Genomic DNA, 11,683 nt, shown 5'->3' on the forward strand with positions numbered 1-11,683 from the left:
GCCGTGATACTGTGGACAACACAACGGCGCGGGGTGGAGCAGCTCGGTAGCTCGCTGGGCTCATAACCCAGAGGTCGCAGGTTCAAATCCTGTCCCCGCTACTGAAAGCCAGGGCCCGGATCCTTCAAGGATCCGGGCCCTGGCTATGTGTGCGACGGCCAACGGCTGTGTCGATGGGGGGAGTTGAGGGGCGGCGTGTTTGACTTGTCTCTCTGTGGGCATGTCGACAAAACGCCGAAGTGACCTCACTGGCTGCGGTATACCAAGGTGTACGCGGGTTGCGGGTGGTGCGACGATGGAACTTATGGGGGACAGGGCAACGCTCTTGGATACCTGGCGGTTTGACCGGCACACAGGACGTGCCGCGGACGCGTTCGACCACGCCGACGCCACGTTCGACCATCCGGAGGCCGGGGACGCCGTCGAGGCCGAGGCGCGGCACCGCCGCGCCGCCGACACCGGCGACCCGACGTCCATGAGTGTCCTCGGGGCCATGCTGCTGCGCCGCGGCGACCTCGACGCCGCCGAGCCCTATCTGCGCGCCGCCACCGCCGACGGCGACCGCGCCGCCGCCAACAACCTGGGTGTCCTGCTGCACCAGCGCGGCTACCCGGACGAGGCCGCCGGGTGGTGGCGGGTCGCCGCCGTCGCCGGATCCGCCGCCGCGGCGCACGCCCTGGGCCGCCACTACCGCGAGCGCGGTGACGAGCCCGCCGCCGAGTACTGGCTGCGCCAGTCCGCCGAGCAGGGCCACGCGCTCGGGGCGTACGCCCTCGCGGACCTGCTGGAGCACCGGGGTGACGGCGGAGTCGAGCGCTGGCTGCGGGTCGCCGCCGAGCAGGGGCACCGGGAGGCCGCCTACCGGCTGGCCCGCGCACTGGAACGCCGGATCCAGGAGCGCCGGGCCGCAGCCACGCTGGAGGGGCACGCTCCGCTGGACGGCCAGGTTCCGCCGTCGGCCGGCGCGGACGGCCCGTCGCCCGGCACGGACCGGGCAGCTGCGGCCGCCCGCCCGGACCGGGCCGCAGCCGCCAACCGCGCCCTGCAGGCCCTGGACCTCCAGGCTCTGGAACGGGACCTGGCGGACGCCCCGCGCGTCGACGCCGTAGTCCTCGCCGCGGGCGCCGTACCCGTCCAGGGAGGCGTACCCGGCCCGGGCGCGACCGCCGGAGGCGGCTCCGACGGCCCCGAGCAGTGGTACCGCCGGGCCGCCGCGCGCGGCCACCGCCGAGCCGCCCTGCACCTCGGGGCGATCCTGGAGGAGCGCGGCGAGCTGAAGGAGGCCGGCCGCTGGTACCTCACCGCCGCCAAGGACGGCGAGCCCCGCGCCGCGTGTGCGCTCGGGTTCCTGCTGCGCGACGCGGGTGACGAGGAGAGCGCCGCCGTCTGGTGGCTGCGCGCCGCCCAGGACGGCGACGGCAACGCCGCCAACGCGCTCGGCGCCATGCACGCCGCCCGCGGCGAGTACCAGACCGCCGAGCGCTGGTACCGCCAGGCCACCGACGCGGGCGACGTGAACGGCGCCTACAACCTGGGCCTGCTGTTCGCCGCCCAGGGGCAGACCGCCAAGGCCGAGCAGTGGTACCGCCGCGCCGCCTACGCGGGCCACCGCGAGGCCGCCAACGCGCTCGCCATCCTGCTGCTCCAGGCCGGGGACCCGCACAGTGCCGAGCCCTGGTTCTCCAAGGCCGCCGAGGCGGGCAGCGTCGACGCCGCCTTCAACCTCGGCATCCTGTACGCGGGCCGGGACGACGACCGCACGGCCCTCCAGTGGTATGAACGGGCCGCCGCCGCCGGTCACACCGAGGCCGCGCTCCAGGTCGGCATCGCCAGACTCAGGGACGGCGACGAGAAGGAGGCCGAGCGGCACCTGCGCTGCGCCGCCGGCGGCGGCGGCGCAGAGGCCGCGTTCCGGCTCGCCTCCGTACTCGACGCCCGGCAGCCGCCGCCCGGACCGCCCGCTCTCGGCCAGCCGCAGGCGCCCAAGACCGAGTGCGAGGAGTGGTACGAGAAGGCGGCGGCCCAGGGCCACCGCCGCGCCCAGGTGCGCGTCGGCATGCTCGCCGCCGCCCGCGGGGACGTCGCCCACGCGGCCCGCTGGTACCGGGAGGCCGCCGAGGCGGGCAGCCGCAACGGCGCCTTCAACCTCGGGCTGCTGCTTGCCCGGGACGGCAACGAACGCGAGGCCGCCCTGTGGTGGGCCCGCGCCGCCCGGGCCGGGCACGGGCGGGCCGCGCTGCGCCTCGCCCTGCTGGCCGCGCGGCGCGGGGAGCTGGCGGAGGGAAGACACTGGTGCGCCCGTGCCGTCGAGCTGGGCCCGGCGGAGGTGACCGAGCGGGCGGCCCGGCTCAGCGAGGCCCTGCACCAGGAACTCACCGCGTGACCGTCCTGTGTCGGTGAACGCTCACTGTCGGCTCCGCCTCACGCAGGGGACTTCGCCGCGCGGCTCGATCCTTCGTCCGGCCGGGGCGGCCGGTCGAAGGGCCAGGACCGGTGCGCCCGGCGACACGGGGAACGAGGGGGCGGGGCCGCACACTCGTGCCGCGTGCCGTGAAGGCAAGGCTCGTCGCTCGTCCCGCCCGTCAGCCGCACTCGGCGGCGCACCCTCCCGTCGCGCCTGACGGTGACTCCCGGATCCGTCGCGCGAGCCCCGCGTCGGCCGGGCCGGCCGGACTGCTCGTCCGGCTGATGTCCGGGGCCCCCGGGACGCAGCAGTATCGATTTGCGCTGCTCAGGACAGTCCCGTAAGGTTGTGTTCACCGACGCGGGGTGGAGCAGCTCGGTAGCTCGCTGGGCTCATAACCCAGAGGTCGCAGGTTCAAATCCTGTCCCCGCTACTGAAGGCCGAAGGCCCGGATCCTGAGAGATCCGGGCCTTCGGTGTTTCCGGTCGAGTACGGGCCGGGGCGCACAGGACGTGAGCGGGGCGGGCCCCGGTGCGCGCAGCACCGGGGCCCGCCCCGTCCGGATGTGTTCAGGCCGCCGCGCAGGCCGGGCAGATGCCCCGGTACGTGACCTCCACGTCCGAGACCGTGAACCCGAAACGCTCGGCGTCCGGCAGGGCCGCCAGCGGGTCGCCCGTCGGGTGGACGTCGCGGATCGCGCCGCAGCGCGCGCACACCAGGTGCTGGTGCGGGCGGTGGGCGTTCGGGTCGTACCGCTTCGCACGGCGGTCGGTCGCGACTTCGAGGATCTCGCCCAGACTGACCAGCTCGCCCAGCGTGTTGTACACGGTCGCGCGGGAGATCTCCGGAAGCCGCTCAGCGGCGCGGGCGTGTACCTCGTCGGCGGTCAGATGGACGTGCTCGCCATCGAGGACCTCGGCCACGACACGCCGCTGCGCGGTCATCCGCCAGCCGCGGCCGCGCAGGCGTTCCAACAGGTCACTCATGGGATTCAGCCTAACAGGCGGGTTTCTCAGGTCCGAGACGGTGTGATTCTGGACGCTCACTCGACTTGGACCAGGTCCATCGGCGGTGCGGCGGGCGCCCCGCACCGGTCCGCGGTCCAGCAGCGGAGGATGTCACGGACGGACACGATGCCCACCGGGCCGTCACCGTCCAGCACGACGAGGTGCCGGAAGCCGCCGTGCGTCATGGCCTCCGCCGCCTCCTGCAGGGTCCAGGCCGGGGCGGCGAACACCACGTCGGTGGTGGTGTGGGCACCGGCCGTCTCCAGGTCCGGGTTCTGTCCGGCGCCGACGGAGACCAGGATGTCGCGCTCGGTGAGGATGCCGAGCTGGTTGTGGGCGTGATCGAGAACGACGGCCGCGCCGACACGGCGCGCCGCCATCAGGGATGCGGCCTGGCGGAGTGTGTGGGCCGGGCCGATGGTGAGGACCAGCGTGCTCATGGCGTCGCGGACGAGCATGGGGGAGCCACCTCCTCTGGTGGATCCCTTCCCGGCAGGTGAGAACGAGAAGGGATTCACAAGCGCACAAGCGGGGGGATCCTCAGAGTGACAGCGCCTGCACGCTCCGGCAAGGGGGCGTGCAGGCGCGGAGTCGGATCGTCACGCCGTCCGGGGTGCCAGGCGGGTCAGCAGCTCCTCGTGCAGCAGCCCGTTCGAGGCCGCGGCGTTCCCGCTGTGCGGGCCCGGCCGCCCGTCGAGTCCGGTGAACGTGCCGCCGGCTTCCTCCACCACGATCGCGTTCGCGGCCATGTCCCACAGGGACAGCTCCGGCTCCGCGCAGATGTCCACGGCGCCCTCCGCGACCATCATGTACGGCCAGAAGTCGCCATAGGCCCGCGTGCGCCAGCAGGACTTCGTCAGATCCAGGAAGCCGTCGAGCCGCCCCCGCTCCTCCCAGCCGCTCAGCGACGAGTACGCGAACGACGCGTCCGCCAGCTTCGCCACCTGCGACACGTGGATGCGGGTCCCCGCCTCCATGCCCGTGCGTTCCTGCCCGGTCCGGCCCGTGTACGCGCCGAGCCCGCGCGCCGCCCACCAGCGGCGGCCCAGTGCCGGGGCCGACACCACGCCCACGACCGGTGCGAACGTGCCGTCCTCGCCCTCCTCCATCAGGGCGATCAGCGTCGCCCACACGGGGACGCCGCGCACGTAGTTCTTCGTGCCGTCGATCGGGTCGATCACCCAGCGGCGCGGGCCCGTGCCCTCCACGCCGTACTCCTCGCCCAGGATCGCGTCCGCGGGGCGCTCCCGGTGGAGGTGGCCGCGGATCAGCTCCTCGGCTGCCCGGTCCGCCTCGCTCACCGGTGTCATGTCCGGTTTCGTCTCGACCTTCAGGTCCAGTGCCTGGAACCGGTCCATCGTGGCGGCGTCGGCGGCGTCCGCGAGAACGTGGGCGAATCGCAGGTCATCGTGGTGTTCGGCCATGCGCCCGACTCTATCCGCCCCGTCGCGGGCCCGGGCGCGGCGCGGGATCGGGCGCGTCACTGGGCCGAGCCGGAGAGCTGGAGGCCGATGACACCCGCGATGACCATGGTGATCGAGACGATCTTCAGGGTGGACACCACGTCCCCCAGGAACACCATTCCGTAGATCGCCGTGCCGGCCGCCCCGATCCCCGTCCACACCGCGTAAGCCGGGCCCACGTCGAGCTGTCGCAGTGAGAGGGTCAGCAGGCCGAAGCTGCCAAGGGCGAACGAGGCGAATGCGACCGTGGGCCACAGGCGGGTGAAGCCGTGTGAGAGCTTGAGGCTGACCGCGAAGCCGGTCTCCAGGAGTCCCGCGACAATCACCAGCAGCCAGGCCATCGTCCGTGCCTCCCGCGCCATCGTCGCCCCCCGGGGTGACCGTCCGTCCCGTGCCGTGCTCCGTGCGATTATGCACTCACGCGAGTCACTTCCGGGCAAAAACGGATGTTTCAGTCGCCCTCGCGTCGCTCCCGCGTCGCCAGCAGCCGCCGCAGCGAGTACAGCCTCGCCGGGCCGGCCCGCCCCGCCTCCACCCATGCGTCCAGCGCGCAGTCCGGCTCGTCGTGACTGCACGCGCGCGGGCAGTCCACGGTGCCCGGCTCCAGGTCCGGAAAGGCGTGGATGACCCGCTCCGGGTCCACATGGTTCAGCCCGAAGGAGCGGATGCCGGGCGTGTCGATCACCCAGCCCGCCGCGCCCCCCGCCAGCGGCAGCGCCAGCGCCGACGTGGTGGTGTGCCGCCCGCGCCCGGTCACCGCGTTCACGACCCCGGTCGTCCGCCGCCGTTCCTCCGGGACCAGCGCGTTCACCAGCGTCGTCTTGCCGACGCCCGAGTGCCCGACGAAGGCCGTCGTCCGGCCCGTCAGATGCTCCCGCACCCGCTCCGCGGCCCCGCCGTGATACAGCTCCTCGCGGCTCGTCACCACATGCGGGATGTCCAGTGCCCCGTACAGGTCCAGCAGCTTCGAGGGCGGCGCCAGGTCCGACTTCGTCAGTACCAGCAGCGGCTCCAGCCCGCCGTCGTACGCCGCCACCAGGCACCGGTCGATCAGCCGGGGCCGGGGCTCGGGGTCCGCAAGCGCGGTGACGATCGCCAGCTGGTCGGCGTTGGCCACCACCACCCGCTCGAACGGGTCGTCGTCGTCGGCCGTGCGCCGCAGCACCGACTCCCGCTCCTCGATCCGTACGATCCGGGCCAGAGTGTCCTTGTCGCCGGACAGGTCACCGACGAGCGCCACCCGGTCCCCCACGACCGTCGCCTTGCGGCCCAGCTCCCGCGCCTTCATCGCCACGATCACCCGGTCGTCGACCAGGCAGGTCAGCCGTCCGCGGTCGACGGTGAGCACCATGCCCTCCGCGGCGTCCTCGTGCTTGGGGCGGATGCTGGTACGGGGGCGGTTGCCCTTGCGGTTGGGGCGGACGCGGATGTCGTCCTCGTCGGTCTTCCTGCCGTAGCGGCGCATGTCGTTCAGGCCTCGGTCGGCTCGGTCTTGAGCATCTCGGTCCACATCTGGGGGAAGTCGGGCAGGGTCTTGGCGGTCGTCGCCACGTTCTCGATCTCCACGCCCGGCACGGCCAGGCCGATGATCGCCCCGGCCGTCGCCATGCGGTGGTCGTCATACGTGTGGAACACGCCGCCGTGCAGCGGGCGCGGCCGGATGTGCAGACCGTCCTCGGTCTCGGTCACCTCACCGCCCAGCTCGTTGATCTCCTTGGTGAGCGCCGCCAGCCGGTCCGTCTCGTGCAGCCGCAGATGCGCCACCCCGCGCAGGGTCGAGGGCGAGTCCGCGAGGGCCGCGACCGCCGCGATCCCCGGGGTCAGCTCACCGACCTCGCCCAGGTCCACGTCGATGCCGTGGATCCGACCCGAACCGGTGAACGTCAGACCCGCCTCGGTCAGCTCGCAGGAGCCACCCATCTCGGTGAAGATCTCCCGCAGCGCGTCACCGGGCTGGGTGGTCCGCGACGGCCAGTCCGGCACGGTGACCCGGCCGCCGGTGACCAGCGCCGCCGCCAGGAACGGCTGGGCGTTCGACAGGTCCGGCTCGATCACCAGGTCCCGGCCCAGCAGCGCCGACGGGGAGACCCGCCACACGTTCGGCTCGCCGCCCGTCTCCGGCTCGTCGACCTGCGCGCCCACCGCGCGCAGCATGTCCACGGTCATCCGGATGTGCGGCATCGAAGGCAGCCGCGGACCGGTGTGCCGTACCTCCACGCCCTGGTTGAAACGCGGTGCCGACAGCAGCAGCGCGCTCACGAACTGCGACGACGACGAGGCGTCGATGTCGACCTTGCCGCCGTCCAGGGCGCCCCCGCCGTGCACGGTCATGGGCAGCGCGCCGCGCCCGCCGTCGTCGATCCGGGCGCCCAGCACCCGCAGCGCGTCGATCACCCCGTGCAGCGGACGCTCGTGCGACCGGGGGTCGCCGTCGAAGCGGATCGGCCCGTCGGCCAGCGCGGCCACCGGCGGCAGGAAGCGCATCACCGTGCCCGCGTTGCCGACGTCCACCTGCGCGGGCCCGTGCAGTCCGGCCGGGATAACCCGCCACGCCTCCCCGGTACCGTCGGGGCCCACGCCCTCCTCGATGCCGACGCCCAGCGTGCGCAGGGCCTCCGCCATCAGCAGGGTGTCCCGGGAACGCAGCGGCCGGCGCAGCCAGCCGGGCTCGGAGGCGAGGGCGGCCAGCACCAGAGCGCGGTTCGTGACCGACTTGGAACCGGGCACGGAGACGGTCGCGTCGACCGCCCCGCTCGCGTGCGGGGCGGGCCAGAGATCAGAGTGCGCGGGGGTTTCGGTCATGCCCCTCACTTTAGTGGGCCGAGCAGGTCACAGACCGAGCAGCCAGCGGCCGCCGCCGATCAGCGAGGACAGCGACACCGCGTGGAACAGGAAGAGCCACAGGGCCGCAGGAACGTTCGTGAGCCGCGAGAGCTGGTCCGCATCGGAGTCGGAGGGGCCCTCCCGGCGCCGCCGCGCCTGAAGCTCGAACACCGGCCGCACCCCGCCCAGCAGCAGGAACCACACCGCGCTGTACGCGAACCCCGCCTGCACCTCCGGCCCCGTCAGCCACGACACCAGCAGGAACGCCCCGCCGGTCAGGATCACGGTGAGCGCCCCGTACATGTTCCGGATCATCAGCAGCATCGCCAGCAGCAGCGCCGTCGCCAGCCACAGCAGCAGCGTGATCCGCCCGTTCGCCAGCAGCCACGCCCCGCCCAGGCCCAGCAGCGAGGGTGCCGTGTATCCGGCGGCGGCCGTCAGGATCATGCCGAGCCCCGTCGGCCTGCCCCGGCTGACCGTGAGCCCGCTGGTGTCCGAGTGCAGCCGTATGCCCTCCAGCCGGCGGCCCGTGAGCAGGGCGACCAGCCCGTGCCCGCCCTCGTGCGCGATCGTCACCGCGTTCCGGGACAGCCGCCACAGCGGGCGCGGCCCGGTCGCCACGAGAGCGGCCACCGCCGTCGCGATGACCAGCCACAGCTCGGGGGAGGGCTGCGTGCCGAGGAGTTCGTCCAGGACGTCGGGGGCGGCGGACATGTTCGTATCGGCTCCTCGGGGCGACAATGATCGTGGCAGGGTTGGCAAGTATGTGCGGACGTTACGCGGCCAGTCGAAAGCCCGAGGATCTCGTCGACGTCTTCGGGATAGAGAAGTGGGAGCCGAAGGAGACCCTGGAGCCGGACTGGAACGTCGCTCCGACCAAAGAGGTGTACGCGGTGCTCGACCGTCCTCTGAAGGACGCGGCCACGCCCCGTCCGGTTCGCCAGCTCCGCGTCCTGAAGTGGGGGCTGGTCCCGTCCTGGGCCAAGAACCCCGAGGGCGCCGCCCGGATGATCAACGCCCGCGCCGAGACCGTTCACGAGAAGCCCGCCTTCCGCCGCGCCTTCACCGCCCGCCGCTGCCTCCTGCCCGCCGACGGCTACTACGAGTGGGTGACCGGCGCCGCCGAGCGGGAGCTGGAGGCCGAGGGCAGGAGGAAGCGCCCGCGCAAACAGCCGTACTTCGTGACGCCCGCCGACGGGACGGTCTTCGCGATGGCCGGGGTGTACGAGTTCTGGCGCGACCCCACCCTCCCGCCGGACCACCCGCTGGCCTGGTGGGCCACCTGCTCGGTGATCACCACGGAGGCGGAGCGGGGGCCGCTGGGCGTGGCCCCCGCCGAGGGCCCGCGCTCGCTGTCCGACATCCATCCCCGGATGCCGCTGATGCTGACGCCCGACCGCTGGGACGCCTGGCTCGACCCGTCCCGTACCGACCCCGACGACCTGCGCGCCCTGCTCGCCCCGCCGCCGGAGGGCCTCATGCGCGCGTACCCGGTGTCCACGGCGGTCAGCAACGTCCGCAACAACGGGCCCGAACTGCTGACGGAGCTGGAGGGCCCGGAGGAGGCGACCCTCTTCTGAGCGGCCCGGCGGCAGTATGGGGAGCGTGACCGCACCCACCACCGAACCCCGTACCGAGACCATTCCCACCGGCCTCGGAGACGCCCGCATCACCTGGTACGAGGCCGGGCCCGGCGCCCGGCTCACCGTCGCGCTCGGCCACGGCGCCGGCGGCGGCGTCCAGGCCCGCGATCTCCAGGCGCTGGCCGCCCGCCTGCCCGCCGAGGCCGGGGCCGCCGTCGCCCTGGTGGAACAGCCCTGGCGGGTGGCCGGCAAGAAGCTGGCGCCCGCGCCGAAGCGGCTGGACGAGGCCTGGCGCGACCTGTGGCCCGCCCTGGGCGCGCCCGGGCTGCCCGTCGTCGCGGGCGGCCGCAGCGCCGGCGCCCGCGTCGCCTGCCGTACGGCCCCGGAGCTGGAGGCCCACGCGGTGCTCGCGCTGGCGTTCCCGCTGCACCCTCCGGGGAAGCCGGAGAGGACGCGGGCCGACGAACTGCTCGGCACGGGAGTGCCGACGCTCGTCGTACAGGGCGGCAACGACTCCTTCGGCAGGCCCGGCGAGTTCCCCGAAGGTGATCACGAACTGGTCGCCGTGCCGTTCGCCGACCACGGCTTCGCCGTACCGAGGAGAGCCACGGTCACCCAACAGGAGGCGCTGGACGCCCTCGTGGCCGGGACCGTCGGGTGGCTTCGAAAACTCTGAGAACGGGGCTCCGCGACCGGGAATGCGAGGCAGGCGCGTGCTGTTGTCACAGTTCGTCGGTGCACATCAGAGCGTGGAGAGGGAGTCCGTCGCATGGGTTCGACCATCTGCCCGAACCGGTCGCGTGAGGCCGGACTGGACTGGACGGTGCTGCCCGCGCCCGCGACCGGCTCCACGCGGGTGGATCCGGGCGCGCCGAATCGGAAGGGACGGCCGGACGATGGTCGACTATTCTCCGATTCGAGCGGGTCCGGACTCGGTCTCGCCGCCGCGCTGGAGGAGGTGGGTCCGGTCACTGGGACCGAGACGGGGACCAACGGTCCCGAGGAGACGGACGGCGAGCGCAACGCGCGCTTCGAGCGGGACGCCCTCGGCTACCTCGACCAGATGTACTCGGCGGCCCTGCGGATGACGCGGAACCCGGCCGACGCCGAGGACCTGGTGCAGGAGACGTTCGCCAAGGCGTACGGATCGTTCCACCAGTTCCGTGAGGGCACGAACCTGAAGGCGTGGCTGTACCGGATCCTCACCAACACGTTCATCAACTCCTACCGCAAGAAGCAGCGGGAGCCTCAGCGCAGCGCGGCCGAGGAGATCGAGGACTGGCAGCTGGCCAGGGCCGAGTCGCACATGTCGACCGGTCTGCGGTCCGCCGAGTCGCAGGCTCTGGACCGCCTTCCCGACTCCGATGTGAAGGACGCCCTCCAGGCGATCCCCGAGGAGTTCCGGATCGCCGTCTATCTCGCCGATGTCGAGGGCTTTGCCTACAAGGAGATCGCGGACATCATGGGTACCCCCATCGGCACCGTGATGTCCCGGCTGCACCGGGGGCGCCGCCAGCTGCGCGGCATGCTCGAGGACTACGCCCGTGATCGCGGGCTGGTGCCCGCGGGCGCTGGAAAGTCGATGAACGATCGGAAAGGCTCGGGCTCATGAGCTGCGGAGAGCCGCACGAGACGGACTGCTCGGAGGTCCTGGACCATCTCTACGAGTTCCTCGACCGTGAGATGCCCGACAGCGACTGTACGAAGTTCGAGTCGCACTTCGAGGAGTGCTCGCCCTGCCTGGAGAAGTACGGGCTGGAGCAGGCCGTGAAGAAGCTGGTCAAGCGGTGCTGCGGCCATGACGACGTGCCGACCGACCTGCGGTCCAAGGTGATGGGCCGCATCGACCTGATCCGCTCGGGCCACGCGGTTCCGGAACAGGACGTGGTGGCGTCCACGGAGCAGGACGACCTGTCGGCCACACCGGCCAAGGAGTAGGCAGTACCCGCGGCACATCCCCTCCCGTGCCCGGGCCCCACCGCCCCGCTTCACCCGAAGGTGCTAATCCGGCTGATCCCGGAGTCTGGGGTGTGACCGCTCGTTAGCCTGACCAGCCTGACGGCACTGGGCCAGGCCGACGGGAGGGCGAGAGCGGTGGCGGGGATTCCCGGATCGGCGCGCGGCTACATCACGGGCACCGCACTGTGCGCCGCCGCCTGCGCCGCCCCCGCGTTCCTCCCCGGCGCCGGGACTCCCTGGGGCGCCCTCGCGCTGCTCGCCGCGCTGTACGCGCTGGGGGAGCTGTGCGCGCGGCCCGCGCGGGGCGTGGGGGTGCCGGTCGGCTCCGGTTCGTTCTTCCCCGTCCTGCTGGCGGCGGCACTGCTGCTGCCGCCGCCCGCCGCCGTGCTCGCCGCGCTGCCGGGGGCGATGGCCGCCCATGTCGACGGGCGGGCCGCGCCGGCC

12 protein-coding genes, 2 tRNA genes and 1 pseudogene are annotated in these 11,683 nt (G+C 73.0%); 8 read left to right on the forward strand and 7 right to left on the reverse strand.

Annotated elements, in window-relative coordinates; genetic code table 11:
- Positions 1–27: 27 nt before the first annotated feature.
- The 3 genes from I3F58_RS17690 to I3F58_RS17700 all read left to right on the forward strand — a co-directional run bounded on the left by I3F58_RS17690 (position 28) and on the right by I3F58_RS17700 (position 2,837).
- Positions 28–101 (forward strand) — tRNA-Met (locus I3F58_RS17690).
- Between the two features lie 194 nt (positions 102–295).
- Positions 296–2,383, forward strand: coding sequence for a tetratricopeptide repeat protein (locus I3F58_RS17695; protein WP_240109583.1), 2,088 nt, complete (start codon positions 296–298; stop codon positions 2,381–2,383).
- A 380-nt stretch (positions 2,384–2,763) separates the two neighbouring features.
- Positions 2,764–2,837, forward strand: a tRNA-Met gene (locus I3F58_RS17700).
- A 136-nt stretch (positions 2,838–2,973) separates the two neighbouring features.
- Here the strand turns inward: I3F58_RS17700 and I3F58_RS17705 are convergent.
- The 7 genes from I3F58_RS17705 to I3F58_RS17735 form a co-directional block, all read right to left on the reverse strand.
- Positions 2,974–3,390 (reverse strand): Fur family transcriptional regulator, encoded by a 417-nt coding sequence (locus I3F58_RS17705; protein WP_240109584.1) that lies wholly within the window; start codon positions 3,388–3,390, stop codon positions 2,974–2,976.
- 56 nt (positions 3,391–3,446) lie between these two features.
- Positions 3,447–3,869, reverse strand: coding sequence for a cyclic nucleotide-binding/CBS domain-containing protein (locus tag I3F58_RS17710; RefSeq protein ID WP_240109585.1), 423 nt, complete (start codon positions 3,867–3,869; stop codon positions 3,447–3,449).
- 141 nt (positions 3,870–4,010) lie between these two features.
- Positions 4,011–4,835 (reverse strand): histidinol-phosphatase, encoded by an 825-nt coding sequence (gene hisN / locus I3F58_RS17715; RefSeq protein WP_240109586.1) that lies wholly within the window; start codon positions 4,833–4,835, stop codon positions 4,011–4,013.
- A 56-nt stretch (positions 4,836–4,891) separates the two neighbouring features.
- Positions 4,892–5,215 (reverse strand): multidrug efflux SMR transporter, encoded by a 324-nt coding sequence (locus I3F58_RS17720; protein ID WP_240109597.1) that lies wholly within the window; start codon positions 5,213–5,215, stop codon positions 4,892–4,894.
- 110 nt (positions 5,216–5,325) lie between these two features.
- A complete protein-coding gene (gene rsgA / locus I3F58_RS17725) occupies positions 5,326–6,339 on the reverse strand; it encodes a ribosome small subunit-dependent GTPase A (protein WP_240109587.1) in 1,014 nt (337 codons plus the stop codon).
- Positions 6,340–6,344: 5 nt separating this feature from the next.
- Positions 6,345–7,676, reverse strand: a complete 1,332-nt coding sequence (aroA, locus tag I3F58_RS17730) for a 3-phosphoshikimate 1-carboxyvinyltransferase (RefSeq protein ID WP_240109588.1) — start codon at positions 7,674–7,676, stop codon at positions 6,345–6,347.
- Positions 7,677–7,703: 27 nt separating this feature from the next.
- On the reverse strand, positions 7,704–8,411 hold the full coding sequence (locus I3F58_RS17735; protein ID WP_240109589.1) for a M50 family metallopeptidase: 708 nt from the start codon (positions 8,409–8,411) through the stop codon (positions 7,704–7,706).
- 50 nt (positions 8,412–8,461) lie between these two features.
- On the opposite strand from I3F58_RS17735, the gene I3F58_RS17740 reads away from it, so the two are divergent.
- The 5 genes and pseudogenes from I3F58_RS17740 to I3F58_RS17760 all read left to right on the forward strand — a co-directional run.
- Positions 8,462–9,277, forward strand: a complete 816-nt coding sequence (locus tag I3F58_RS17740) for an SOS response-associated peptidase (protein WP_240109590.1) — start codon at positions 8,462–8,464, stop codon at positions 9,275–9,277.
- Between the two features lie 16 nt (positions 9,278–9,293).
- Positions 9,294–9,956 carry an alpha/beta family hydrolase gene (locus I3F58_RS17745; RefSeq protein WP_374207993.1) on the forward strand — a complete coding sequence of 221 codons (663 nt, stop codon included), beginning with the start codon at positions 9,294–9,296 and terminating at the stop codon, positions 9,954–9,956.
- A 282-nt stretch (positions 9,957–10,238) separates the two neighbouring features.
- A complete protein-coding gene (locus I3F58_RS17750; protein WP_240109598.1) occupies positions 10,239–10,892 on the forward strand; it encodes a sigma-70 family RNA polymerase sigma factor in 654 nt (217 codons plus the stop codon).
- A complete protein-coding gene (gene rsrA, locus I3F58_RS17755; RefSeq protein WP_240109592.1) occupies positions 10,889–11,218 on the forward strand; it encodes a mycothiol system anti-sigma-R factor in 330 nt (109 codons plus the stop codon). The genes I3F58_RS17750 and rsrA overlap by 4 nt, the downstream gene beginning before the upstream one ends.
- A 156-nt stretch (positions 11,219–11,374) precedes the next feature.
- Positions 11,375–11,683, forward strand: a pseudogene (locus I3F58_RS17760) (metal-dependent phosphohydrolase); the annotation flags it as partial.

Origin of the sequence: Streptomyces sp. MUM 203J, from assembly GCF_022414595.1 — a bacterium.
In the GTDB taxonomy this organism is placed as follows: Bacteria; Actinomycetota; Actinomycetes; order Streptomycetales; family Streptomycetaceae; genus Streptomyces.